Origin of the sequence: Methanolinea mesophila (assembly GCF_017873855.1) — an archaeon.
GTDB lineage: Archaea > Halobacteriota > Methanomicrobia > Methanomicrobiales > Methanospirillaceae > Methanolinea_B > Methanolinea_B mesophila.
Map to the genome: position 1 here is coordinate 866,884 of NZ_JAGGKR010000001.1, position 23,009 is coordinate 889,892.

25 protein-coding genes and 1 tRNA gene are annotated in these 23,009 nt (G+C 59.6%); 11 read left to right on the forward strand and 15 right to left on the reverse strand.

Translation table 11 applies throughout. From position 1 onward, the window contains the following. Window positions 1–462, reverse strand: a complete 462-nt coding sequence (locus tag J2741_RS04010; RefSeq protein WP_209673735.1) for an NfeD family protein — start codon at window positions 460–462, stop codon at window positions 1–3. Window positions 463–612: 150 nt separating this feature from the next. Between J2741_RS04010 and J2741_RS04015 the strand changes: the two genes are divergently transcribed. Further along, window positions 613–1,218, forward strand: coding sequence for a YIP1 family protein (locus J2741_RS04015; protein ID WP_209673736.1), 606 nt, complete (start codon window positions 613–615; stop codon window positions 1,216–1,218). Window positions 1,219–1,683: 465 nt separating this feature from the next. On the opposite strand, the gene J2741_RS04020 is transcribed toward J2741_RS04015, so the two are convergent. Together J2741_RS04020 and J2741_RS04025 are read right to left on the reverse strand one after the other, a co-directional pair. Beyond that, window positions 1,684–2,541, reverse strand: a complete 858-nt coding sequence (locus tag J2741_RS04020; protein ID WP_209673737.1) for a damage-control phosphatase ARMT1 family protein — start codon at window positions 2,539–2,541, stop codon at window positions 1,684–1,686. A gap of 100 nt (window positions 2,542–2,641) precedes the next feature. Then, window positions 2,642–2,715: transfer RNA gene (locus J2741_RS04025), tRNA-Pro, on the reverse strand. Window positions 2,716–2,860: 145 nt separating this feature from the next. Between J2741_RS04025 and J2741_RS04030 the strand changes: the two genes are divergently transcribed. Together J2741_RS04030 and J2741_RS04035 are read left to right on the forward strand one after the other, a co-directional pair. Then, window positions 2,861–3,220, forward strand: a complete 360-nt coding sequence (locus J2741_RS04030; RefSeq protein ID WP_209673738.1) for a roadblock/LC7 domain-containing protein — start codon at window positions 2,861–2,863, stop codon at window positions 3,218–3,220. Continuing rightward, window positions 3,220–3,864 carry a response regulator gene (locus J2741_RS04035; RefSeq protein WP_209673739.1) on the forward strand — a complete coding sequence of 215 codons (645 nt, stop codon included), beginning with the start codon at window positions 3,220–3,222 and terminating at the stop codon, window positions 3,862–3,864. The genes J2741_RS04030 and J2741_RS04035 overlap by 1 nt, the downstream gene beginning before the upstream one ends. Window positions 3,865–3,898: 34 nt before the next feature. On the opposite strand, the gene J2741_RS04040 is transcribed toward J2741_RS04035, so the two are convergent. From J2741_RS04040 to J2741_RS04070, 7 genes are all read right to left on the reverse strand, one after another. Next, the gene (locus J2741_RS04040; protein WP_209673740.1) at window positions 3,899–4,099 is read right to left on the reverse strand and encodes a hypothetical protein; all 201 of its coding nucleotides are present in this window, start codon (window positions 4,097–4,099) and stop codon (window positions 3,899–3,901) included. Window positions 4,100–4,126: 27 nt separating this feature from the next. Further along, window positions 4,127–4,378 (reverse strand): DUF7123 family protein, encoded by a 252-nt coding sequence (locus J2741_RS04045; RefSeq protein WP_209673741.1) that lies wholly within the window; start codon window positions 4,376–4,378, stop codon window positions 4,127–4,129. A gap of 175 nt (window positions 4,379–4,553) precedes the next feature. Further along, on the reverse strand, window positions 4,554–6,401 hold the full coding sequence (locus tag J2741_RS04050; RefSeq protein WP_394357415.1) for a DHH family phosphoesterase: 1,848 nt from the start codon (window positions 6,399–6,401) through the stop codon (window positions 4,554–4,556). Window positions 6,402–6,518: 117 nt separating this feature from the next. Further along, complete coding sequence (rnz, locus tag J2741_RS04055) at window positions 6,519–7,466, reverse strand: ribonuclease Z (protein ID WP_209673742.1); 948 nt, start codon at window positions 7,464–7,466, stop codon at window positions 6,519–6,521. Further along, complete coding sequence (locus tag J2741_RS04060; RefSeq protein WP_209673743.1) at window positions 7,463–8,236, reverse strand: sugar phosphate isomerase/epimerase family protein; 774 nt, start codon at window positions 8,234–8,236, stop codon at window positions 7,463–7,465. Before J2741_RS04060 ends, rnz begins: the two co-directional genes overlap by 4 nt. Beyond that, window positions 8,233–8,781: an AAA family ATPase gene (locus tag J2741_RS04065; protein WP_209673744.1), complete on the reverse strand. Its 549-nt coding sequence runs from the start codon at window positions 8,779–8,781 to the stop codon at window positions 8,233–8,235. The genes J2741_RS04060 and J2741_RS04065 overlap by 4 nt, the downstream gene beginning before the upstream one ends. Continuing rightward, window positions 8,735–9,580: an anaerobic ribonucleoside-triphosphate reductase activating protein gene (locus J2741_RS04070; protein WP_209673745.1), complete on the reverse strand. Its 846-nt coding sequence runs from the start codon at window positions 9,578–9,580 to the stop codon at window positions 8,735–8,737. Before J2741_RS04070 ends, J2741_RS04065 begins: the two co-directional genes overlap by 47 nt. A gap of 401 nt (window positions 9,581–9,981) precedes the next feature. On the opposite strand from J2741_RS04070, the gene thiC reads away from it, so the two are divergent. Next, window positions 9,982–11,256 carry a phosphomethylpyrimidine synthase ThiC gene (gene thiC / locus J2741_RS04075; protein ID WP_209673746.1) on the forward strand — a complete coding sequence of 425 codons (1,275 nt, stop codon included), beginning with the start codon at window positions 9,982–9,984 and terminating at the stop codon, window positions 11,254–11,256. Between the two features lie 184 nt (window positions 11,257–11,440). Next, on the forward strand, window positions 11,441–11,842 hold the full coding sequence (locus tag J2741_RS04080) for a carboxymuconolactone decarboxylase family protein (protein WP_209673747.1): 402 nt from the start codon (window positions 11,441–11,443) through the stop codon (window positions 11,840–11,842). Window positions 11,843–12,158: 316 nt separating this feature from the next. Here J2741_RS04080 and J2741_RS04085 read toward each other — a convergent pair whose 3' ends face one another. Continuing rightward, window positions 12,159–12,593 (reverse strand): hypothetical protein, encoded by a 435-nt coding sequence (locus J2741_RS04085; RefSeq protein WP_209673748.1) that lies wholly within the window; start codon window positions 12,591–12,593, stop codon window positions 12,159–12,161. Between the two features lie 198 nt (window positions 12,594–12,791). Between J2741_RS04085 and J2741_RS04090 the strand changes: the two genes are divergently transcribed. The 6 genes from J2741_RS04090 (at window position 12,792) to J2741_RS04115 (ending at window position 18,117) form a co-directional block, all read left to right on the forward strand. Next, window positions 12,792–13,349: a 5-formyltetrahydrofolate cyclo-ligase gene (locus J2741_RS04090; protein ID WP_209673749.1), complete on the forward strand. Its 558-nt coding sequence runs from the start codon at window positions 12,792–12,794 to the stop codon at window positions 13,347–13,349. Between the two features lie 77 nt (window positions 13,350–13,426). Beyond that, a complete protein-coding gene (locus tag J2741_RS04095; RefSeq protein ID WP_209673750.1) occupies window positions 13,427–15,808 on the forward strand; it encodes a CDC48 family AAA ATPase in 2,382 nt (793 codons plus the stop codon). A 28-nt stretch (window positions 15,809–15,836) separates the two neighbouring features. Then, window positions 15,837–16,283 carry an Hsp20/alpha crystallin family protein gene (locus J2741_RS04100; protein WP_209673751.1) on the forward strand — a complete coding sequence of 149 codons (447 nt, stop codon included), beginning with the start codon at window positions 15,837–15,839 and terminating at the stop codon, window positions 16,281–16,283. 69 nt (window positions 16,284–16,352) lie between these two features. Continuing rightward, window positions 16,353–17,450: a fructose-1,6-bisphosphate aldolase/phosphatase gene (fbp, locus tag J2741_RS04105; protein WP_209673752.1), complete on the forward strand. Its 1,098-nt coding sequence runs from the start codon at window positions 16,353–16,355 to the stop codon at window positions 17,448–17,450. A 79-nt stretch (window positions 17,451–17,529) separates the two neighbouring features. Continuing rightward, window positions 17,530–17,766 carry an LSM domain-containing protein gene (locus J2741_RS04110; RefSeq protein ID WP_209673753.1) on the forward strand — a complete coding sequence of 79 codons (237 nt, stop codon included), beginning with the start codon at window positions 17,530–17,532 and terminating at the stop codon, window positions 17,764–17,766. Between the two features lie 9 nt (window positions 17,767–17,775). Beyond that, window positions 17,776–18,117 carry a helix-turn-helix transcriptional regulator gene (locus tag J2741_RS04115; RefSeq protein WP_209675493.1) on the forward strand — a complete coding sequence of 114 codons (342 nt, stop codon included), beginning with the start codon at window positions 17,776–17,778 and terminating at the stop codon, window positions 18,115–18,117. A gap of 88 nt (window positions 18,118–18,205) precedes the next feature. Here the strand turns inward: J2741_RS04115 and J2741_RS04120 are convergent, their stop codons facing one another. The 4 genes from J2741_RS04120 to J2741_RS04135 all read right to left on the reverse strand — a co-directional run bounded on the left by J2741_RS04120 (window position 18,206) and on the right by J2741_RS04135 (window position 22,858). Next, window positions 18,206–18,997 carry a CPBP family intramembrane glutamic endopeptidase gene (locus tag J2741_RS04120; RefSeq protein WP_209673754.1) on the reverse strand — a complete coding sequence of 264 codons (792 nt, stop codon included), beginning with the start codon at window positions 18,995–18,997 and terminating at the stop codon, window positions 18,206–18,208. Between the two features lie 48 nt (window positions 18,998–19,045). After that, on the reverse strand, window positions 19,046–20,455 hold the full coding sequence (locus tag J2741_RS04125; protein ID WP_209673755.1) for an MFS transporter: 1,410 nt from the start codon (window positions 20,453–20,455) through the stop codon (window positions 19,046–19,048). Window positions 20,456–21,375: 920 nt separating this feature from the next. Then, window positions 21,376–21,993: an FmdE family protein gene (locus J2741_RS04130; protein ID WP_209673756.1), complete on the reverse strand. Its 618-nt coding sequence runs from the start codon at window positions 21,991–21,993 to the stop codon at window positions 21,376–21,378. A gap of 163 nt (window positions 21,994–22,156) precedes the next feature. Continuing rightward, window positions 22,157–22,858 carry a hypothetical protein gene (locus tag J2741_RS04135; RefSeq protein WP_209673757.1) on the reverse strand — a complete coding sequence of 234 codons (702 nt, stop codon included), beginning with the start codon at window positions 22,856–22,858 and terminating at the stop codon, window positions 22,157–22,159. Window positions 22,859–23,009: the final 151 nt, after the last annotated feature.

Genomic DNA, 23,009 nt, shown 5'->3' on the forward strand with positions numbered 1-23,009 from the left:
TCATTTCACCTCTTGCACCACGATGTGTACTCCTTCCGATTTCACCACCCGCACTTTGCTCCCCACGGGGATAATCCCTTCCTCGCTCCGGGCGCTCCAGTCCTGCCCTGCAACCCTGACCTTGCCTGAAAGGCTGTCCGGGATGACCTTCACCAGGACCAGCCCCTCGAGTCCCACGAGGGAGTCCCGGCTGATCGTTGTCGGGGACAGCGTGTCGGGATTGATCTTCTTGTAAATCCAGATGGTCACTATGGAAGCAGCGATTGTCAAAATAACCGCCACAATAAGACCGAATGGGGACGAGAAGATGTCGATTCCCAGCACGAGCAGTATCCCGAGGATGATCATCACCGTCCCGGGGACTGCGATAAAAAACCCGGGATTTATTGCCTCGGCGACCAGGAACAGCGTGCCGACCACGATCAGCAACCAGCCAAATGAGAGACCGAGCACATCGACCATGAAAAAACATAGCCCCGGTAAGATTAAAATCCTATTCGAAGAAAAAACACGACAGTTGCGCGGGATCCGGAGCACGCCGGTATTTCCTATTCCCCGCGCCGAAACGCGAATTCGCTAAATATAATAACTTTCCCGGAGTACCAAATCTACATGACACACTCCATTCCGGCGAAGATCGTCGGGTTCCTCTTCCATCCTGCCGAGTCCTTCCGCGAAGTGAAGGATGAGGATATCAACCCTACACTGAAGTATTTCGGTGCAATCGCATTCTTTTATGCGCTATTATTCACCATCATGACCACGCTGGAGCTGATTCCCCTGCACCCGATCGTCACCGCGTTCGGGGTGTCCCCCGAGGGGGGGTTGGTCGGTGCGTTACTATTCGTCCTCGTCCTCATCATCGTCTTCGCCATGACGTTCATCTTCGCGTTCCTGTTCGGGGCGTGGCTGCACCTTTTCGCGTGGCTCCTCGGGGGGAGAAAGGGGTTAATGCAAACCGAGAAGTCGACGTTCTACGGCCTGACGCCACTCCTGATCATCGGCTGGATACCCGTGATCGGGGGCATTATCGGCGGCATCTGGTCGCTCGTCCTGGAAATCATCGGGCTTAAGGAGTTACAGGGTATCTCTACAGTGAAAGCAGCCGTGGCGGTTATCCTGGCGATTGTTATCGCGTTCATTATTATCGCAGCACTCTTCGGTGCCGTGTTCATGGCAGCCGTTTCCCAGGGCATAACCACGCAGCCCCTGGTCTGAATATTTTTTTCTCCCGGAAAATTACCGGGTTTTTTGAATCCTTCGCGATTTCCCCTGATTTGCCGCTTCGGCAGTCTCATTTTATTATAAGACCCCGTCTCTAACCGCAGATGAAGAGAGATCATGGAGTATGACTCTCCAGGGGCTCTGCCCCGCCACTGCGGCGCCCCAACGGGATTTGCCTGCATAGGTCCAGGATCTTTTACTTCTTCGATATTCAGCGATATTAGACCAGGATCCACTATGCAGGAGATATCGCACCGGAGGCTGCCACAGTGGTATGAGAATAGCATTTTCTCTGGAGTAATCAGCCCGGGTCACCCTTCTACCGGAGATAGCGCGCCGGGGGGATCGTGGTGGCGGGGGCGAAGCCCACGAGAATGTCAGGATAAAAAAACTCAATTCACGGAAAAAACGAAAAATCCGGTGGATAATCTCCTTGTTGTACCGCACGGGATTGAGGACCTAGTCTTCCCTTAACATGGCGACCTTCGACCCCCGGGGTACGCCCACCTCGTCGGCGATGGGGTCACATTTCACCGACATCAGGTACGCGACCGGCGGGAGATCGGTGTACTCGGAGAACGACTCGTAATTCGCCATCCCCTTGGAGATGATCAGGGTGCACTCGTCCATGGCACGGACCAGGTCCGGCGGCCGGAGGTCCATCCGCACCCCGAGTTCGCAGCCGCATCCCGTGGTGGTGATCCGGTCGACGAACCGGGCGAGGTGGAGATCGTCCGCCTCCTTCCTGGTGGCGTCGTTGAGGATGGGGGCGTCCCGCACCGCAAGGGTGACGTGGGATCCTCGCCGGTGGAGGTCCTCAAGGAGGAGCCGGTCGAATACGATCTCACCGCAGTTGTCGGTGAAATACACCACCTTCCCGATCTTTTCCAGGATCCGGTCAGTATCGTCAACGGCGAGCCCGACCGAGAACTCCTTTTCAAAAAACCGGGAGAAATCGTCGGTGACCTGGTGGAACTTCACCCCGTAGTCGAACGTATTCCCGATGATGCTCGCGAGCACGATATCGCGGAATGTCCGCAGCCGGGGCCGGAACTCCCGGCAGACCTCCAGGGCCTGGCGGGTGCTCTCTGCCTTGAGGACGGCGAACGGGTCCTCGTTCCCGAGCATCCCGTAGGCGCAGCGATGCACGGTGCTCGCGATCATGGGGTGAGTCAGGGGTTGGCCCCTGATCTCATCCAGGAGGCGGGCGCAGGCCCCGACCGTCTCTTCCGTACGCGATTCCCCCGCCCCGCACAGGCTGCATTCCAGGCGGACCCTGGAAAGAAGACAATCGAAGCACCGTTCGTCAAAACGCATCCGACAGACCTCGCATGCCATGAAAAACGGCGGTGCCGTCTGTTCATAGCTCTGTAGAAATATAGGCTGCGTGAATCATGTAGTTTATGAGAAATAGAAATGGGGCCACTGCGATTTGAACGCAGGTCAGAAGACCCCCAGTCTCCTAGGATGGCCAGGCTACCCTATGGCCCCGCTCTTACCTTATTCGACCAGATCCCTTATCTAATTTCTCTTACGAAAATCCGGGCGTCAGGAGAACAACCAAGGATAAGAAATATCTACGAGGGGATTACTCTTCTGTATACCAGGATTTACGGGCCTCGCCGGGTGAGCGGAGATGTTAAAAGAGAAAATTCAGGATTTTATCGAGAAGGTAAAGACAATTGAGGGCGTTTCGGACTGTGCCCTGGTGTCGAGGGACGGCATAATGCTCGGGAACTCAATGAGCGCGGAGTTCAACGAGCCGTGGTTCGCGGCGATGAGCGCAACGCTCTTCGCATCCGCGGAATCGGCATCGGGGATCATCAAAGTTGCCGCCCCCGAGCGGGTGACCCTCACCTCGAGAGAGGGGTCGGTCGCGGTAATCGGGGCAGGAGAGAAGCTCCTCCTGGTGGCAGTGCTGAAGAGCAGACCCGAGAGCTCCCCGTCAATGACCGCCCTCGAGGAGATGGCACGGGAAATAGGAGGTTCATTCTGATGTACACAGTGATGGTGGTAGATGACAGCCCCTTCATTGTGGATATCTTTGTCACCATGCTCGAACGGGGGGGCTACAAAACCCTTGCCGCCTATGGCGGGGAAGAGGCGCTCGAGACGCTCCGGACCGTGAAGCCCGACCTCATCCTGCTCGACATCATGATGGAACCGATGGACGGCTGGGAGACCCTGATGCACCTCAAGAACGGCCCCGAAACGAAGGAGATCCCGGTGATGATGCTCACGGCCAAGCAGCTCACTCCCTCCGAGGCCCAGGAATACGGGATTTATATCGAAGATTACATCATGAAGCCGATCACCCACCGGGAGCTCTACGATGCCATCGAGAACCTCCTCTCACGGAAACGGATGATCGAGACGGACATGAAGATGGCCGCAGAAGCGGGAGTCGACCGAAAACTGATCGACGAATATTCCCGGCTCAGGAGACAGGCGGACGTGAGTAAAAGGCTGCTCCGCCTGCTGGAGAATACCTACAAGATCAACGACGAGAAGCTGAAGGTGAGCGACGATATCAACCTCGCGATCAAAAGCATGGCAATGAACATCAGGTTCCAGGAAGAACGTCTGGAACAGCTCCGTAAAGAATTTTCACTGCGGTTTGAAGAAAAGAAAAAGACGTAAGTCCGGGGATTTCAGGAAACCCCCGGGACTTTTTTTACTTCTCCGGTTCGATCTTTTCGACGGTCACCCTGACCGTGTCGCCCGCTTCGATACCGTGCCCCTTAAGGACATCGATATTGAACCACAGGCACTCCGGTTGGTCCTGCGTCTTGTCCTGGGCCATCAGGCAATCCTTCTTCTCGTTCACCGTGGCCACGAACTCGACTTTTGATTCAAACTGCACTACTTTCTTCATATCATTCCATTCTACGGGATAGCCGACTTACGCTCCGCGGGGGGTAACCATCCAGGTGGTGCTGTTGGAGTAACTCCACTTGATGATGGCGAGTTCCTTGCACATCTGCGAGAGGATCGCCATGTTGGTCCCTACCTCCTTGGGGGAGAGTCCAAGCTCCTTGGCGATGTACTTGGACTTGAAGTAATGTTTCCCCTTTCCAAGACCCGTTTTGAGGTACTGGATTATCCTGTCCTGGGTATCGTTATAGGTCTCACGGATCTTTTTCGTTGCTGTCAAGTATTTCACCTCAGCATTTTAGATCTGGTATTTATGCTCCCCTATAAATAAATAACTGTTCTTCACGGATCACGGAAAGCATTTAAACTTTGATTTTTCCGCGGAAAAACATTAGTCTGAAGGCAAAAGGGAGACACTTACCAAAAGGAAATGTAAAGAAGGTTTTCCGTGCCCGTCATTCCGGCGGGACCACCGGGACGAGGGATATTTTCTGGATCAGTCCCTCCATCACCTCGTCCCGCATACCCTCCACGAACTTGATGCTTCCCACCACCAGGTGCCCTCCGCCGGAGATCCCTCCGCCGGGAAGCTCGTCGCGCAGCTCCCGTACCATCCTCGGGATGTTCATCATGACCCCCCTGGACCGGAGTACGGCAAAATCCGGCCCGATCCCGATGGTCACCACGGGGGATCCGGCGTGCTTCTTCACCAGCCGGTCGTGCACCTCGCCGGAGGTTTTACCCGGCGGGGGGAAGGTGAACTTGTGGGCGTGGATCTCCACGTCGATCAGGAAGAGCTCCGCCCCGTTTGCGAGCGTCCTGTGCTGGACGTGAGGCATGCAGGCGCTCATCTGGTCCTCGATCGCCGCATTCGCGCCTTCCACCATCAGGGCCACCATGGCATTGTGCCGGTCGGGATTCCCGGTGAGGTCCAGCAGGTCCTTCACCAGCTCCCGTCCGTCGTTGAACCGGAGCCAGAACTGGAGATAGTCCAGGGAGAGGGCGATGTCCTTGCAGTGGTCCTCGGTGTACCGGTCCTTCACGAGGGCGAGGTAGCGTTTCCTCTCCTCGGCCTCGCTCCGGTCGCCCACCGCGGCGACCGCCGGGAGATGGGTGATCACGTCCCCGATCGCGGGGTTGATCAGCCGGGCCACCTCGGTCCCCAGCATCCCGGCGGTGATCCCGAAATCTCCCCCGACGTGGTAGGGATTCGCATGGCCCGCGAGGTACTGGTCCACGATCTCGTCGGGGTGGTGGTGATCGATGACCACTATGGGGAGCTGGTACACCTTCGACATCTTCAGCGACGGGAGGTCCTCCTCGGTGGACCCGTTATCGGTGAGCAGCACCAGGGGCATCTTCTGGCCGTAGCGGGCGTGATCTTTCAAAGCGTAGTCGAGGTCCCTGACGATATCTTCGATCTCGTAAAAGGGTGCTTTCGAAGGGGCACGCTTGAACAGGAAGTAATCGGCATCGAAGTCGCCACCCGACTCGCGGATCAGGGAGGTCACGGCCTGTTCGATCGCCACGGCGGAGCAGATGCCGTCCGCATCGGCATGGTGCCGGAGGATGATCGGCTGGGAGGTGAAGACCGCCTTCCTGATGATCCTCGCGATCTTCCTCATCTCCGGGCGCAGCCGGGTGAGCACGTCGCTCTCCACCAGGAGGGGGATGTCTGCGGGCTCGGCGCGTTCGTCGAGGGCCCGGTCGATACGTTCCCGCACCTCCTCTGCGTCGGCACCGGCGAGGACGGAGAGCGAGGACACCTCGATCTGGACCTGGTTGTTCCGGAGCATCACCTCTCCCACGATGCGCACGATGTCTTCAAGTTCGGCCTCGGGGTACGCCCGGACCCCCGCCTCCACGAACGCCGCGGCGTTCTCGGTGCCGCTCTCGTCCACGATGGTGAAGATGGTGGGGCCGCTGGTCTGCTTGATCTGGGCGATCTCACCCTCGATCCTTACCGTCCTCCCCACCTTGCTCCGGAGATCTGCGAGCCGGACCGCGGTGGATTTCTTCTCCACCATCTCCACGGTGTAGACCTGGATGGTCACCTCCTCGAGGTCGATGTTGCCGTTGTTCCTGATGTTGAGCACCTTGACCAGGATGTTGTCCCGTTCTTTATGGTTGGTCTTGGCGTTGCTCTTGTGGACCAGTCCCTTGATCCGGTCGTTCAGCTGTACGAACGTCCCGAAGTTTGCGAATCCCTGCACTCTCCCGATATAGGTCTTTCCCACTTCAACGTCCGAGAGGTCACAGCCGGGGCTTAAGCGGTATACTTTTACGTCATCTTCCATCTGCATTATTTCACCATCCGATCAGGTATCGTATCGATTATTTTTTCACACGTCCGATCCGGGTTCCTTTCGTATAGCAGTCATTTCGCATCCACCCATATCAGGGTATGGAATCGTATTCCTTCATTCCACGGTATCCCTGAAGGGGATCTCCCACATCTCGAGATCCGAGGGTGCGATGATTGTCCCTGCAAACCTCCGGCCCGCATCCCTGATATGGGGGCCGGTCCCGGTGTAGCGGGAACTTATGTGCACCAGGGCGAGGACCGCCGCGTTCAGATCCGCTGCAGCCTCCCCCGCCTCTCCCGCCGAGGAATGGAACACTTCCCGGGCGCGATCCGCCTCCGCGTCGTCGTAGGTCGCGTCGTGGATCAGGAGGTCCGCATTTTTCGCGAACTGCCCGATGCGCTGGTGGACAGGACGGGTGTCCCCGGTGTACACCACTTTCCTTCCCGGGCGGGAGGGTCCCATGACCTGCTCGGGGGTGATGTCCACCCCGGCCCCGTCCCGGGCGATACAGACCGTCTCTCCCCGCTGGAGCCGCCCGAAGAGCGGTCCGGGCGGGACCCCGAGCGATATCGCCCGTTCCCGGTCGAACCGTCCCGGCCGGGGATCCTCCTCCAGCACGTAGCCGATGCTCTCCATCCCATGGCTCGTGGCGAACGCCGTCACCGTGTACCCGTTGAACCTCACCGCAGAGCCGTGCGAGAGCAGCACCGACTGGAGGGGGAACTTCAGGTTGAACCTCGAGAGCTGCCGGATCCCGGCGACCGCATCGTGGACCCACTCCGGGCCGTACACGGTGAGGGGTGCCTTCCTCCCGGTGAACGAGAGGGTCTGGACAAGCCCGATTATGCCCAGGAAGTGGTCGGCATGCCAGTGGGTGATGAAGATCGCGTCTACGAGGAACCCGGTCCTGGCCCGCATCATCTGCTGCTGTGCTCCTTCACCGCAGTCGAAGAGGAGGGTGTCGGGCCCGCGCTTGACCATGATGCAGGGCGGGTTCCGGAGCGGGGTGGGGAGCGCACCCGCGGTCCCCAGGAAGTAGACGTGAAGCGTCTCACCGCTCAACGGGTCCACCCCCGGACTACGGCGAGAGACCTTCTCCCTTCTTCCAGGTTCCTCCCCTCGACCACCGCCACGTGGTGATAGTCCCGGACGATCCGCGGACCTGCATTCTTCCAGTCTATGGTCCCCTCGCCGAGCGGCAGGTGCTCGTCGGATGCCCCGTGGTTGTCATGGAGGTGCAGGTGGTCGGCACGTGCGAGGAAGGGGAGGAATTCCGCGACCCTCCCCACGGTGTTCGCGTGCCCGAGGTCGATGGTGATCCCGATCCCTTCGAGCCCTTCGGTCATCCCCAGGAGCTCGCCGGGTTCGCGGCAGAGGAACTCCTTGAGCCCGATCATGTTCTCAAGGCAGGCCCTCACCCCGCACCCCTCCGCGACCTTCCCGATCTCGGCAAGTGCGGTTTTCTGCTGCTCCCAGGCTTTCTCCGGCATCATCTTCCCCACGGGAGAGAGGTAGCCGGGGTGGATGGTGACCCTGTCGGTCCAGGAAGAGGCCCGTTCGATGCAGGTGCAGATCTGGCGGACAGATTCCCTCCAGATAGGATAGTTCAGTGTGGCGAGGTTCAGGTCGCCGTAGGGAGCGTGCACTGAGATCCCGATCCCAAGGCTCCCCACCGCCTCGTCGATCCGGCGGTAGTTGTCAGGATTGTCCAGCCGGTAATTGCCATCGGCCACGATCTCCCACCCGTCAAAACCCGCACCCGGGATGTCCGCGGTCCACTCGATCCGGTCCCAGACCGACGCGGACGAAGAGAAATAGACCCGGAAACTCATGCCTCACCCTTTAGTTCGGCAAGGAGGGCCCGGGCGTCGTCGGCGAACTTCTCCAGCCCGTCGCCGTTATCCAGGACGTAATCCGCGTGGATGAGCGCTTCTCCGAGCCCCCAGCCGATCTCCCGCCGGTCCCGCCTGATCAGCTCCTCTTCCGATATGAAATCGTCGGATCTCCCCCTCGAGGCGAGCCGCCCGAGCCGTACGCTGAAGGGGGCGTCGATTCCGACCAGGTAAAACTCCGGGAAACGGGCGCGGAAGAGCCGGACTTCCGTTTCTCCCCTGATCCCGTCAACCAGGACCAGGGGGGCGTCGAGTGCTTCAATGAGGGGGATGCAGCGTTTCGCGATCGCGTCCATCCCCTCCTCCTCCCGCAACCGGGTCGCGGTCCCGCCAAGGTTCTGGTCGGTAAGCGGGAGCCCGGCTGCCTGCACCTCGTTCCGGATCACGTCCCCCATCACCACGATGGGGATGCCCATCTCCCGGGCAACCCGGGAGAACTCACCTTTTCCGCTCGCCGGCAGCCCAACGACCCCGATCACTTTCATAGACCTTCTCTCCCTCCTCACGGGTCCTTATCTTTGTTATCCCCCGCTTCCTACTAATCTGATCCGCAAGCCCCTTCAGCTCCGCGAGGGTGAGCGGCCGCTGCCACCCCTCAATGTCCCCGGGTGTGGGAGGGCGCGTCCCGTTCGTCCCTGGCATACGGTTTTCCCAGGACCTCTTCATGACTCCCTGGTTCAGCACCAGAGGGATCCCCGGCGGCAGACGCTTCGCAATCACGATCGCGTCGGCCTCGTTTCCGGGGAAGATGGTGAGGACCACCTCGAACTCGGGGAGGACCGCCTGGTCCCACGCCCCGGTACAGAGCTCGATCGAGCGCCGGACCTGGAGCGTATAGTCCTCTGTGCACACCGCGTCGTATCCTTCGCGCCGGCCGGAATACCCCTCCCACCGGGTCTTGTAGTCCAGCGCGACCCGGTCCAGCAGGCGTTCGGAGAGCAGGCGCTCGAGGGTGGCCGGGAAGTAGCCGTTGGTCTGGAGCCCTACCGCGAGCCCCAGCCCTTTTATCCGCCTGGCCAGTTCGAGGACCGCACCGGCCTGGAGCGTCGGCTCGCCTCCGGAGATCACCGCCCCGGATATGAGCGGGGCGGCGGACTCCACCATCTCCATCACGCTGTCGATATCCAGGAAGTCCTGCCCGGTCTGGATGGAAAGGTTGTGGCAGTAGGAGCACCGCAGCGGACAGCCGCGGAGGAATATAGTACAGACTGACCTCCCCGGCCAGTCGACCGTCGAGAGGCCCACGAATCCCCCGAAATTTACCAAGCCCCCACGGTTCTCCATGCGGAAAAATATAGGGTCCGGAATTTCATCAATGTATTGAAACTCCCGAATTTCCCGCAGGAATCATCCCTCCCGATCCGTAAGGAGCTCCTTCCCGGGCAGCCGAACCTCCCCGGGAGCTCCACAATCAGGAATTTCCGTTCATTAAGGCGTTTTAGAGACCTCGTTCCCGACCCGGGCACTCCGGGAGATCCCATCACACCTTGCGCTCCTGTTCACCCCCGCGTGCCTGTCCGGACACGCGTCCTCCCCCCGGCCTCCCGGCCGGTAGCGGTCCGCCGCGGGAATGTAAAATAAGGTTGCGTAAACGCAAATCAATTTTACTTGTGGAGAAGACAAGCCAGATTTAGTGACGGATTTTCATATGGTGGCTTTATCTGGTTTTCTGCGAAGTACTGAGTATGAGCCTGATCGAGGATGCCAGGAAGGGGATCATCACCGAGGAGATGAAGATCGTCGCCCGGCAGGAAGGAGTATCCGAGGAATTCGTACGAAAAGGGATAGTAGGAGGGCATATCGTGATACCGGTCTCCCCTTACCGGGATGTCAGGATCTGCGGGATCGGGGAGGGGCTCCGGACCAAGGTCAACGCCTCCATCGGTACCTCTTCGGACATAGTGAACATCGACGAAGAGATCGAGAAGGCCAGGCAGGCGGAACGTGCGGGAGCCGATACCCTGATGGAACTCTCCACCGGCGGCGACCTCGTGGAGATCCGAAAGAGGGTCATCGCCAACACCTGCCTCTCGGTGGGGAGCGTGCCCCTTTACCAGGCGTTCATCGAAGCAGCGACCAAGGAGGGTGCCGTAGTCTTCATGAAGGAGGACGATCTCTTCCGGATCACCGCTGAGCAGGCGAAACTGGGCACGAACTTCATGGCCATCCATACCGGCATCAACTGGGAGACGGTCAAGCGGCTGCAGAACCAGGGACGGCACGGAGGGCTGGTCTCCCGCGGCGGTGCGTTCATGACCGCGTGGATGCTCCACAACGAGAAGGAGAACCCGCTTTATTCTGAGTTCGATTACCTGCTCGAGATCATGAAAGAGCACGAGGTCACCCTCTCCATGGGCAACGGCATGCGTGCGGGAGCGGTCCATGACGCGACCGACCGGGCGCAGATCCAGGAGCTCATCATCAACGCCGAGCTCGCGGACAAGGCCCACGCCGAGGGGGTCCAGACGATCGTGGAAGGCCCGGGGCACATCCCGATCGACGAGATCCAGGCGAACGTGATCCTGCAGAAGCGGGTCACCAACCGGAAACCCTTCTACATGCTGGGCCCGCTGGTGACCGATATCGCTCCCGGGTACGACGACCGTGTCGCCGCTATCGGGGCGTCCCTCTCCTCGGCCTACGGTGCGGACTTCATCTGTTACGTCACCCCCGCCGAGCACCTCGCCCTCCCCACCCCGGAGGAGGTCTACGAAGGGGTGATCAGTTCCCGCATCGCCGCCCACGTCGGGGATATGATCAAGCTGAAGAAGCGCGACCAGGACCTCGAGATGGGCCATGCCCGCCGGGACCTGGAATGGGAGCGGCAGTTCCAGCTTGCGATGAACCCCGAACGGGCCCGCCAGATCCGGGCGGAGCGGATGCCGGCCGATACCGACGCCTGCACCATGTGCGGGGACTATTGCGCCCTGAAGATCGTGAACAAGCACTTCAGCTTCTGAATAATCCCTGACATCCGGCATAATTCTCTTTTTTCGTGAAATTTCGGCGTTGTTTCCATTGCAGTGGCCTCCCGGCTTCCCTGGATATTCACTGCCTCTTTACCGAACTCCAACGACCCGCATCACTTTCCACACGCCGGGATCGTATCACGCTCTTTTTCGTGAAGTCTCCCCCACCTCCCATATGCAACCGGAAAACCGACAATATCTCCGCGAGTTCCTGACCCACGCACCCGAGATGGAAAAAGACCTCTGCAACGATGCCAGGGAGGTGTTGGGGGTCGAACCCGCCATCTTTTCCACCCTGAAAGAGCGGCAGGACTATTTCGTCCTCTCTGTCCTGACTGATTATCTCGCCGGGAGACCGGAGTCTCTCGACCCGGTCACCGCCGAACTGGTGGCAATCGCGGCGGCCGCGGCATCGGATGCGCCTCATTGCATGAAAGTCCATATAGGGGCCGCGCTCAAGGCCGGAGCCACAAGGGAACAGGTCAGGGATACCATCCTGATCGCGGGTGCGATCGGCAGGACGAAAGTGCTTGCATCGGGGCTGCGGGAGCTGGAATCGGTGTGCGGGAAACGATAACTCGTTTTTTAATATGACTCCTTTCCGTCCAGGGTTAGTGTATAATTCTGGAATCACAGGGAATTGGAACAGTCATAGAGATGAACGACGACGACGAAGGATCCCCCGGCGGCTGATCCATAAAATTGATCGTTAATCAGGATGGCTTCATCTGATAGCGTTCCTCAAACGATCACCGAATCGGCCCAGACGCGACCCGACGAGGCGTCGCGCCGACCACGCTGAGCGGGGTGGGTTTTATTCTTCGAAACATATTCTGGAACTTACAATGCGATGAAAATGAAATTCAAATCCGCATACCCAAAAAAAAATAAGATTAAAACGCGGTGACTCCCTCGTCGAAGTGCTTCATCGACTCCGGCGAGGACCGCTTCAGGGCCTCGAAGAAATATCGGATCTTCACCTGGTCTGATTCTGTGATGACGCGGTTGACCGTCGCGGCGAGCCAGTTCGGCATCCCCTCCCCCGCATCTTCGAAGTCCCTGATGACCGTGACGAACGCCTCCACGTCCCTGTTGCTGTTCCAGGCCTTGGGAAGACCGAGCGCCTCCTCGAAGTATCCGATGGTGTCCGGCGCCCATTTTTTCAGTTCCCTGGCAAAATAGTCCGAGTACCGCTGCTCCGAATCTGCAATTGACGCGTTTACGATCGAGAGCAGCCATGCAGGGATCTCGGGGCCGTGGTCCAGCTGGTTCTTGATCACCACGATCGTCTCGTCGACCTCGTTATTGCTCCTCCATATGTAGGGCATTTCTTGAATCACTCCGGTGAACACCCCTAACAGGTCAACGCATAAATAACTATCCGGTCAGGCGGGTTGGGATGGGAGATCCAGGAAACCTGGGCGCGTGTGGTCCGTTTGTCCGGGAGGAGCGGTTCCCCGGCGGCCGGTCTCTGCGTGTCCCTGATGGGCATGATTATCTTTTATTTCATCCAACATCTCCGGCAGATGAGTTCCAAGCAGCAGCTCCGGGAATCCGCCCGCAAGGCACGGGATTCTCTACCGGCGAAAGAGGCCGACCGGTACAGCGGCGTGATCCTCGAGCGGCTGCTTTCCCTCCTCGACGGGGAGAGCCCGGTGATGGTGTATGTCTCCAAGCCGCCCGAGGTGGAGACCCACCGGTTCATCCGGTCCCTTCTGGAACGGGGAACGGAGGTGGTGGTCCCTATCATCCAGGCCCGGGACTGCAGTCTCCGGCTCTCCTACCTCCGGGACCTCACCTCGCTCAGAGTGAGCACCTTCTCGGTCCCCGAACCGATCGGTGCCGAGATCCCCGCCCGTGCCGAGGATATCCCCGTGGTGGTGGTCCCGGTCATCGCATTCGACAGGAACGGCCACCGGCTGGGCTACGGGGCCGGATATTACGACCGTTTCCTGGAGAAAAATCCCCACCTGAAGCGTATTGCGGTGGCATTCTCCTGCCAGGAGGTAGACGATCTCCCGGCCGACGAGCATGATATGAAGATGGACCTTATCGTCACCGAAAAAGAGGTTATCGTGGTCTGATTCACCGGTATCAGAACAATATTTATATACAATAATGACTAACTAAAAGTAAACCTCTGACAATAGGATAGGTTACGATGACAGATAAGGATTACTTTGAGGTAGTGGTCAAGGAGGCGGCCCGGGACGATGCCGGACGGGGTATCGCGCGCCTCTCGATCGAAGTGATGCGGGGACTGGGGCTGGTCAGCGGCGACGTGATAGAGATCCAGGGCAAGAAGAAGGCTACCGCGATTGTGTGGCCCGGATTCGCCCAGGATTCCGGCCAGGGCATCATCCGGATCGACGGGACGGTCCGGGGCAACGCCGGTTCAGGCGTCGACGAACGTGTCAGGATCAGGAAGATCGAGGTCGGGTTTGCCAGGAAAGTGGTGATCCAGCCGACCCAGCCCATCCGTCTGGTGGGAGGGGAGCAGTACCTCGCGAGAATGCTCCGGGGCCGGTCGGTGATGGAGGGCCAGAGCGTCCGGGTGGACGTGATCGGCAATGCCATCACCCTGGTCATCTCCAAGGTGGTCCCCAAGGGGATCGCGGTGGTCACCGACGATACCGAGATCGAACTGAAGGAGACGCCCTACCAGCCGGAGGAAGAAAAGAAGGGCGAGGTCTCTGACGTGCACTACGAGGACATCGGCGGCCTCTCCCGGGAACTGGAGATGGTGCGGGAGATGATCGAGCTCCCGCTCCGCCACCCCGAGCTCTTCGAACGGCTGGGGATCGAACCTCCCAAGGGAGTCCTGCTCTACGGGCCGCCGGGGACGGGAAAGACGCTCATCGCCAAGGCGGTCGCAAACGAGGTGGACGCCCACTTCATCTCCCTCTCCGGCCCGGAGATCATGAGCAAGTACTACGGGGAGAGCGAGGGCAAGCTCCGCGAGGTCTTTGACGAGGCCCAGGAGAACTCCCCGGCGATCATCTTCATCGACGAGATCGATTCCATCGCCCCGAAGAGGGAGGATACCAAGGGAGAGGTGGAACGAAGGGTGGTGGCCCAGCTCCTCTCCCTGATGGACGGGTTGAAGGCGAGGGGCCAGGTGATGGTCATCGCGGCCACCAACCTCCCCGACGCCATCGACCCGGCGCTTCGCAGGGGCGGGCGGTTCGACAGGGAGATCGAGATAGGCATCCCGGACAAAAAGGGGAGGATGGAGATCTTCCAGGTCCACACCCGGGGGGTCCCCCTGGCCGATGACGTGAACGTGGAAGAGTATGCGGACAACACCCACGGGTTCGTGGGGGCCGATATCGCCCTCCTGGTAAAAGAAGCGGCGATGCACGCCCTCCGGAAGGTCATCCCCAAGATTGAGATCGACGAGGAGATCCCGTCGGAGATGCTCGAGCAGCTCCGGGTGACCAAGGAAGACTTTGACGAGGCGAGGAAGCACGTGGAACCGAGCGCCATGCGCGAGGTCCTGGTGGAGGTCCCGGACCTCTCCTGGGACGACGTGGGCGGGCTCGACGACGTGAAACAGGAGTTGAAAGAGGCGGTGGAGTGGCCGTTGAAGTACCCGGGGGTGTTCGCGAAACTCGACACCAAGCCCCCGAAGGGCATCCTGCTCTTCGGGCCGCCCGGCACGGGGAAGACGCTCCTCGCCAAGGCGGTCGCGAACGAGAGCGAGTGCAACTTCATCTCGGTGAAAGGGCCGGAGCTCCTCTCAAAGTGGGTCGGGGAGTCTGAGAAGGGAGTGCGGGAGGTCTTCCGCAAGGCACGGATGGCCGCCCCGGCGATCATCTTCTTCGACGAGGTCGACGCCCTTATCCCCCGGCGGGGGACCTACGTGGGATCCTCCCACGTGACCGAGAGCGTGGTCTCCCAGATCCTGACCGAGCTGGACGGGCTCGAAGAGCTCAAGGATGTCACGGTGATCGGGGCGACCAACAGGCCCGATATGATCGACCCGGCGATCATGCGTCCGGGCCGGATGGAGCGGCACATCTACGTCCCTCCGCCGGACAAGGAAGGCAGGAAGAAGATCTTCGAGGTCTACCTGCGGAACGCCGGGGCCCTGCTCGCGAGCGACGTGGACATCGACCAGCTCGTTGCCGAGACCGAGAACTATGTAGGTGCGGACATCGAAGCGCTGGTACGGCAGGCCAAGCTCCAGGCCATGAGGGAGTTCATCTCCGTGATGGCGGGCAAAGGCACGCAGGAGATGGAGGACGCCATCTCGAACGTGCGCCTGACCCGGAAGCACTTCGAGGACGCGGAGAAGAAAGTCAGGGGGTCGCTCGACCGCGACACCCTGGAATCTTCCGAGCGGCAGTCCTGGGAGATGCTCTACAACTCCGACCAGAGGGAGATCCTTGAGAACGCGGCCGCCACCTTAAAACAGGCGGAACTGCGGAGAGACCACACGGTAGATACCACCGGACTCCGGGAAGTCACCTTTGCCCGGAACAAAGACTTCAATGAGATCAGGCGCCGGACGCATGAAGTGGAGGCGCAGCTGAAAAATTAGGGACGTTCACCCAAAAGAGCGACAATCAATGAGCGACAAGACAAACGACGCATACAAACGGATCGAGGACATGATCCGGGAACTGATGCAGCAGGCCGAGGACGGCGAAGGCCACCCTATATTCATCGGGATGAAGATCGTCGTCCCCCCCGGGAGCTTCCCCGGCATCCCCCCTTCGGGAGGACCTGGCGGCCGCGGAAATTCCACCGAACCGGAGATCGAGGTGCACCGGCTCGGAAGCCACGTGACCCTGGTGACCGAGCTCCCGGGTATGTCGGCCGAGAACGTCCAGGTACTGTTCCGGGACAACCGGGTCTTCATCTGGGCCAAGGACCAGGAACGGCAGTATCGCACCGGTGCGGAGGTCCCGCCGGCGGACAAGAAGACCGTGGAGATCTCCTTCCGCCACGGGGTATTGGAAGTCTCCTACCAGATTGCGGCAAAAGAGCAGGAAAATCCCTCATCTGAAGGATAATCCGGCGATTCTCCCCCAATCCCACATATTTTATAATCTGATCGCGCATTTACTAGTGGAGCTGATCATATGCCAAAGACCACCATTTCTGTGATAAAAGCCGATGTGGGTAGCTATCCCGGCCACTCCAGGACTCATCCGAAACTCCTTGAGAAGGCGACCAGGATGCTGAAAGAGCAGGAGGGGAAGCTGCTCATCGACTCGTTCGTCACCCACTGCGGGGACGACCTTGAACTGATCATGACCCACACCCGGGGCGAGGATAACGTCGAGATCCACAAGCTTGCCTGGGAGGTCTTTATGGAATGCACCAAGATCGCCAGGGAGATGAAACTCTACGGTGCAGGCCAGGACATGCTCGCCGACGCGTTCTCGGGCAACGTGAAAGGAATGGGGCCGGGCGTTGCGGAGATGGAGTTCGAGGAGCGGGGGTCCGACCCGGTGCTGGTGTTCATGGCCGACAAGACCGAGCCCGGCGCATGGAATTTTTACCTGTACAAGATATTTGCAGACCCGTTCTCCAATCCCGGCCTGGTGATCGACCCCACGATGCACGAGGGGTTCGTCTTCGAGGTGCACGATGTCATCGACAAGAGGGTGGTCGAGTTCAAGACTCCGGAGGAGTCCTACAGCCTGCTCGCGTACATCGGGGCTCCCTCCCGGTACGTGGTCAAGGCGGTCCGGAGGAAGGACGGCGTGATCGCCGCGTCGACCTCCACCCAGCGGTTAAACCTTATGGCAGGCAGGTACGTCGGCAAGGACGATCCTGTCATGATTGTCCGGGCCCAGAGCGGTCTTCCCTCCGTGGGAGAAGTGATCGATCCCTTCACCATCCCGACCATTGTTGCAGGGTGGATGCGCGGGTCACACCACGGGCCCTTTATGCCGGTAGGTCTTCCGGACGCCAATTGCGCCCGGTTCGACGGCCCGCCGAGGGTGATATGCCTGGGGTTCCAGGTCTGCAACGGGAAGCTGATCGGGCCGGCCGACATGTTCGACGACCCGTCCTATGACCGGGTCCGCGACCGGTGCAACGAGATTGCCGATGTGCTCAGGGCAATGGGCCCGTTCGAGCCCCACCGGCTCTCCCTGGAGGAGATGGAATACACCACTCTCCCCATCGTGGAAAAGACCCTGAAAAACAGGTGGAAGCCCCTCCCCGAGTAATTTTTTTTTGGGGAAGGCGATCCCGGGCATGAGGGGATCAAAGCAAATTTTAATATCCCCACAGCCCTAATAAACGCAGATGGTTAACGGAATTGTGCTTCCTATAAAAAAGGTATTTTCTCTCGTTGATTCCAAAATTATCGTGGAAATAAAGGATGATCCCCGAAAGCTCCAGGGTCGCCTGGTTGCGGTGGACGAGTACCTGAATCTCCATATGGACGAGACAATCGAGATGGAGGACAACCAGCGCGGACGCACCCTCGGAACCGTGGTGATCCGGGGGAACAACATCCTTTCCATCTCCCCAATCCTCTAAATGGAACCTATGACAAACCCGGCAGATGATGCACTCAAGGTGATCCAGTCCCATCCGGAGGGGGTACTCCAGAGCGAACTCTGGAAGATCCTCGATGTGGACAGCAGGAAATGCTCGCGGATCGTGAAGAGGCTGCTCGACAGCGGCCTCATCGAGCGGATCGAATACAAAAAAGACGGCATAAAGACCTATGTCCTGAAAGCGACCCGACGACCAGTGGACCCCTGCAAGATCCTCGCCGGGGACGAGCTCGTTCCCTGTATCGGCTGCGACGAGGAGTGCAATGCCCAGGAATGTCACCGCCTGATGGACTGGATGTACCAGCTCGCGATCTGCGAGGCGGAAGAGTAGGAGCGGTTCGGGGCACCGGTCCCCGGTGAAAAAAAGCCCGGCCTATATTTTTCTTATTCAATCTTTCGGTTCTTTATCTTCCCCGATATCACCTTTCCGGATCTTCACGTGATCTTCTTGCCTGTCCGGCCTCGACGGAAGACCTACCCCGATCCGTTCCCCAGTTTCTCCAGATCCACCCGATAAACGCAAGTTGCAGGAGAAGCACCAGGGCAACCTGGGTGACATCGTTCCAGGCAAAGAGCATCCCTCCGGCGAGAGTTCCTTTCGCAGAAGATGCGGCCCAGGCGATCGGCCACATGGAGAGGAGGTTGTCCGTGAGCCGGAATATCGCCGCAAAAAGGATACCATAGAGCGCAAGTACCCCCACGGCCGCCGGAGGATACGTGCCGATGTGGTAGGCGCCGAAGAACAGGCCTGCCAGGAGAATTCCGGGAATTATCCCGAACGCCTCGCCGAAACGAAGTTCGAGCCAGCAGAACACAAAGAAGGGTTCCCACAGGATCAGGGCATTCGCGACGATCTGGGGGGCGAGCACCTCCGCACCCATACTCCCGTACTGTCCCGCGATGAGCCAGAAAAAGGGGACCGCCACGATGATGCTGACCAGGAGGCTCTCCTTCCAGCGCAGGCCGGTGATACCAAGTTCGCGGAGCGGGCGCCCCCGGTGCAGGCAGAACCACCAGACCGGGACCACCACCACGAGGAGCATCGCCAGGATCCCGTAGAGTGTCGACAGCGGGGGATCGCTGAAGTGAGTGAGCAGGTAGTAGGCACCGATCCAGATGATCCCGGTAAGGAAGGCCATGGAGGTGTCGGGTCCGGGATTCCATCCGAACCACGGCCGGTGCCTCTTCTGCTCGCTGATGCGTTCCGACATTTTGTCAGATCATGGATTTCGCGCGTAACCATAATATTCCGTCTGGTGTTATCCGGGAATTTCTTCCTTCGTGGAAACGTGCCTGTGTTCCCTCCGGTAGACGAGTACGGCGACTATCGCCGCGGCGACCGAGAGCCCCAGGTAGACCAGGAAACATGCCCGGGTCGAGGCGAGGAACGCCGGGATCTCAGCGAGGGTGACCTGGGCCCCGCCCATGAAAACGCCGAACACGATGATCACCACCGCATTGCTCACCGTGATCCCGGCGAGCCGCGAGGTCTCGGTGATCCCTGATGCGACACCGGTGTATTCGCCCGGGATGACGGCCATCGCCCAGGTGATCACGGAGGGCATGAACAATGCGATGCCGACACCGTTCAGCGCCAGCGAGAGTATGACAAGGACGAGGGGGGTGCCCGCACCGAGGGAAACCAGCAGGAGCACTCCGAGCCCGTTCACCAGGGCACCCGCCGCGGCGACCAGCCGGGGGGATATGCGGTCGGAGAGGGCGCCGGAGAACGGACCAATCAGGACGGTGAACACCTGGGGTACGATCAGCAGCACCCCGGTGAGGGCGGGATCGATCGCGTCGACATACTGGAAATAGAGCGACAACAGGAATGAAACGGCGAAAGAACCGCCGTTGAAGATGATGTTCGTAACCGCAGAGGCCGCAAACGTAACAGTTCCGAACCCGCGGTGGACCAGGGGGTGGGGGGTGTGCCGCTCCCGGATGAAAAATGCACCGAGGACGAGGAGCCCGGCGACAAGCGCGAGCCTCCCAGGGGTGTTCCCTACCCCGGAGAGTCCATAGACGGAGAGCAGGATCCCGCCTGTGCAGAGCACCATCCCCAGGGGGTCGTAATCATTGATCCTCGCAATTTCGCACTCTCCCCGGACCCGGGTGAGGATGAGTGCGAGGTCGGCGACCGCGATCACCGCGACCACGAGGAAGATGCTCCTCCACCCGACGTAGGTGGTGAGCAGTCCGCCGAGGAGGAGTCCTGATACGAACCCCACGAACATGGCGGTGACATTAATCCCGATCGCCTTCCCCCGCTCGTGCGGGGGGAACACCAGGGAGAGCAGGGCGATCGAGGTACCGAATATCATCGCCGCCCCGATCCCGGTAAGGGCACGCCCGGCAATCAGTACATAGATATCGGGCGCAGCGGCCGAGATGACCGCTGAGACCACGTACATGGCGAGCCCGGTGGTAAACACCTTCTTTGCCCCCCGGATATCGGCGATCCTCCCGAACGGGATCAGGAACGATGCCGCGGTAAGGAAGAACGCAGCGGTCACCCAGCCCAGGAGCACCACGTCGGCCGAGAATTCCCTGCCTATCTCAGGGGAAGCGACGATGATCGAGGCCACCATGAACGGTGCCGCCGCCGACCCGAGGGCGGCGGTCAGCCTCACCATCCGCTTGCTCCCGGACGAGTACTCTTCGGTCATCCTTCTGTGAATGGATGATTTGCGGATATAAATTCTCGCGGGGGCTTCCGCAGGCCACGCTACCGGACCAGTGCGTCCGGGAGCCGGAACGCATATAAAAATAATTTTTTTTTCTAATAAGTGTGAAAAAAATAAAAAATATTATTACTACGACGGTCCCACATTACCTTGCAGGCCGTCTGGAACACAGCATGAGCCTCATACACCGGGACTCTCTCGCGTTACGGGCAATCCACGCACGTCTCTCTCCGACACTGCCGGGGTCCCGGCCGACCGTACTCTCTTTTTTTGCCGAGGCAAAATCCCCGATTTATGGGCCTGTATTTGTCATATGCCCGCCGATCTGTGTATCGGGTTAAAGCGATCGATCTCGACCCGGGGGAGCTTTTACCAGAGGTATCACGCCGGGGGATGCCGCAGGGGACGGGCGAAGCCCTGGGAACGGTGAAAAGAAAGAGTAGGAAAAACAAAAAAACTGAATATGCATGATATGACGTTCCAGGGGCTGCACCCCGCCGCTGAGGCGCCCCGACAGGATATGCCCGGACTGTCGTGTGCCCTGGATTTTTGCGACCTGTAGTGAGTATGGACTCCGTCGTAACCCGCCAGGATTTAACTTTTGTCAGAGATATCGCACTGGGGGTTGCCGCAGTGGCGGGGGCGAAGCCCCCGAGAACGTCACGAAAAAAGGATTCAGAAAAACCAAAAAAAAACTGAATTTGTATTATATAACGCCCCAGGGCTCCGCCCCGCCGCTCGGCGACCCGCCGAATATACAGGGATTGTCGTATTTCCAGGATCCTGTTATCGAAATGTTTACAGAGATAGTGCTCCGGGGCCGCTGCAAAGGCACCCTCCGGAGAGGCTATGTTATTCAGGCGGATGATCCTTCAAGGAACCCGGTTCCCGATGCACTCCATTCAGCACCATCCGCGGGTATACTCCCCCGCACAGGGGAGGCACACGATCTTCCCGTCCTTCACCCGTGCCCGTGACTCGGAGACCATCTCGCCGCAGACCGCACACGGATGAGACAGGAAGATCCTTGCCCGTTCGGGCACCTCCGCCCGGACATGTTCGATCCGGTAGATCTCTTCGCCCGGCATCGCCAGGATCTCTTCCACGGTCTGGTTCGCCTGGTGGCGGAACGCGGTCTCCTCCTCTGCCGTCGCGGTTCCCGCCACGACCTTCGCCCGGAGGTCCTCCGAACCCTGTGCCCTCCTCCGGTTCGCAAATTCGGTTCTCTGGGAGATCCTGACCGCATCGCCGGTCGTGCGGTTGACAAACGTATACACCTGTTTTCCGAAGTCCCAGAAGATCAGGTTGCCCTTCCCGAGGGTGCACCCGGTCACGTACTGGATCGCGTCCACCCCGCAGGCATCGTTCTCCACGATGGCGAGAAGGTCTTCATCCCCCGATCGGGTCGCATGCAGTTCCTCCATGGCGATCCGTGCGGCGCGGTATCCGAGGGCGAGCCCCGGGCAACGGTGCCCGTGAAATGCCACGACCTCTTCGAACGGGACTGGTTCCTGTATCATTGGGATCCGGTACCGCGTTCGCGGAGATGTAGATTGTGTTGTGCACAAACAGCACCCTGCAACGGTTACCGGAAGCTCCCGGGCTGAACTCCGGAAAAAGAATCCGGGATTGTGGTTTTTCGCAATCCGGGAAGGGTAACTATTAAAAAAAGATGATGTGATCTTACGGTCGCTCGATCCTTACCATTTCGGCGTAGATCGGGTTCCCGTTGCTGTCGATCCCCGCAGTGTATCTGATGGGAATCGGGATGCCCGGGGCGGCCCAATAGGTGAACTCCCCGTACGTGGTGGGAATGACATACCGGGTAGCATTAAAGGTCCCCGCGGGGACGGTCACGGTCTCGTTCCCCTGGTAGGTGAGCGTGGTCTCCTTCTCCCAGAGCATTATTCCGCTCTGGTCCAGAGGTTCCGGCGAGAGCTCCTGGTAGATGGAATTGCCCTGGACGGTCTGGTTCACCGACCCGCCGAGGAGGGTCTCCATGTCCGTATCGAAATAGACGTTTGAGATGACGGTCATATTCTCGTTCGACATGCTCGTCCGGTAGAATACGGCCGGAACTCCCTGGAACTCCGTGATTGAACGGTCCATATCAAGAAGGGTGGTGGAGGTCTGTTCGCCTGATACCGTGGTTATCCGGTACTCTACCCGGGAGAAGTCCGGTTCGAAGACGGAGGCCGAGCGTACGGTGATCGCGGGCTCAAAGGTCTGCGGGGGGGCAGGTGTGGTCAAACTGGTAATTTCCACGGGCGCGGCGGTCTCCGCGGGGGTGACCGGCGACTGTTCCGGGGCTGGGGTGGTGCATCCTGCGAAGAGCAGGCATAGCACAAGCACCCCGGTTGCGAGGATGGTTCTCCATAACTTCATGAATGTGGACTCCTGTGAAAGAGGTCGTGTCCTTTGCACCCCCTACGCTCACGGAGCCGGGGCCGGGGACTCAACCGGCGGGCACCGGGACTGCAGGGGGCCCGGGAGGCAGATCGCGGATTATTCCCGGGTCGGGGGCACTATCGAAAGA

What these genes read in the sequence shown, in the direction of transcription:
- J2741_RS04100 (WP_209673751.1), top strand. Translation starts at nt 15,837, where the DNA reads ATGAGCGACAAGACAAACGACGCATACAAACGGATCGAGGACATGATC.
- J2741_RS04115 (WP_209675493.1), top strand. Translation starts at nt 17,776, where the DNA reads ATGACAAACCCGGCAGATGATGCACTCAAGGTGATCCAGTCCCATCCG.
- fbp (WP_209673752.1), top strand. Translation starts at nt 16,353, where the DNA reads ATGCCAAAGACCACCATTTCTGTGATAAAAGCCGATGTGGGTAGCTAT.
- J2741_RS04110 (WP_209673753.1), top strand. Translation starts at nt 17,530, where the DNA reads ATGGTTAACGGAATTGTGCTTCCTATAAAAAAGGTATTTTCTCTCGTT.
- J2741_RS04040 (WP_209673740.1), bottom strand. Translation starts at nt 4,099, where the DNA reads ATGAAGAAAGTAGTGCAGTTTGAATCAAAAGTCGAGTTCGTGGCCACG.
- J2741_RS04125 (WP_209673755.1), bottom strand. Translation starts at nt 20,455, where the DNA reads ATGACCGAAGAGTACTCGTCCGGGAGCAAGCGGATGGTGAGGCTGACC.
- J2741_RS04010 (WP_209673735.1), bottom strand. Translation starts at nt 462, where the DNA reads ATGGTCGATGTGCTCGGTCTCTCATTTGGCTGGTTGCTGATCGTGGTC.
- J2741_RS04085 (WP_209673748.1), bottom strand. Translation starts at nt 12,593, where the DNA reads ATGCCCTACATATGGAGGAGCAATAACGAGGTCGACGAGACGATCGTG.
- J2741_RS04135 (WP_209673757.1), bottom strand. Translation starts at nt 22,858, where the DNA reads ATGAAGTTATGGAGAACCATCCTCGCAACCGGGGTGCTTGTGCTATGC.
- J2741_RS04120 (WP_209673754.1), bottom strand. Translation starts at nt 18,997, where the DNA reads ATGTCGGAACGCATCAGCGAGCAGAAGAGGCACCGGCCGTGGTTCGGA.
- J2741_RS04050 (WP_394357415.1), bottom strand. Translation starts at nt 6,401, where the DNA reads ATGCAGATGGAAGATGACGTAAAAGTATACCGCTTAAGCCCCGGCTGT.
- J2741_RS04080 (WP_209673747.1), top strand. Translation starts at nt 11,441, where the DNA reads ATGCAACCGGAAAACCGACAATATCTCCGCGAGTTCCTGACCCACGCA.
- J2741_RS04030 (WP_209673738.1), top strand. Translation starts at nt 2,861, where the DNA reads ATGTTAAAAGAGAAAATTCAGGATTTTATCGAGAAGGTAAAGACAATT.
- J2741_RS04060 (WP_209673743.1), bottom strand. Translation starts at nt 8,236, where the DNA reads ATGAGTTTCCGGGTCTATTTCTCTTCGTCCGCGTCGGTCTGGGACCGG.
- J2741_RS04015 (WP_209673736.1), top strand. Translation starts at nt 613, where the DNA reads ATGACACACTCCATTCCGGCGAAGATCGTCGGGTTCCTCTTCCATCCT.
- J2741_RS04020 (WP_209673737.1), bottom strand. Translation starts at nt 2,541, where the DNA reads ATGCGTTTTGACGAACGGTGCTTCGATTGTCTTCTTTCCAGGGTCCGC.
- J2741_RS04065 (WP_209673744.1), bottom strand. Translation starts at nt 8,781, where the DNA reads ATGAAAGTGATCGGGGTCGTTGGGCTGCCGGCGAGCGGAAAAGGTGAG.
- J2741_RS04130 (WP_209673756.1), bottom strand. Translation starts at nt 21,993, where the DNA reads ATGATACAGGAACCAGTCCCGTTCGAAGAGGTCGTGGCATTTCACGGG.
- J2741_RS04035 (WP_209673739.1), top strand. Translation starts at nt 3,220, where the DNA reads ATGTACACAGTGATGGTGGTAGATGACAGCCCCTTCATTGTGGATATC.
- J2741_RS04070 (WP_209673745.1), bottom strand. Translation starts at nt 9,580, where the DNA reads ATGGAGAACCGTGGGGGCTTGGTAAATTTCGGGGGATTCGTGGGCCTC.
- thiC (WP_209673746.1), top strand. Translation starts at nt 9,982, where the DNA reads ATGAGCCTGATCGAGGATGCCAGGAAGGGGATCATCACCGAGGAGATG.
- J2741_RS04090 (WP_209673749.1), top strand. Translation starts at nt 12,792, where the DNA reads ATGAGTTCCAAGCAGCAGCTCCGGGAATCCGCCCGCAAGGCACGGGAT.
- J2741_RS04095 (WP_209673750.1), top strand. Translation starts at nt 13,427, where the DNA reads ATGACAGATAAGGATTACTTTGAGGTAGTGGTCAAGGAGGCGGCCCGG.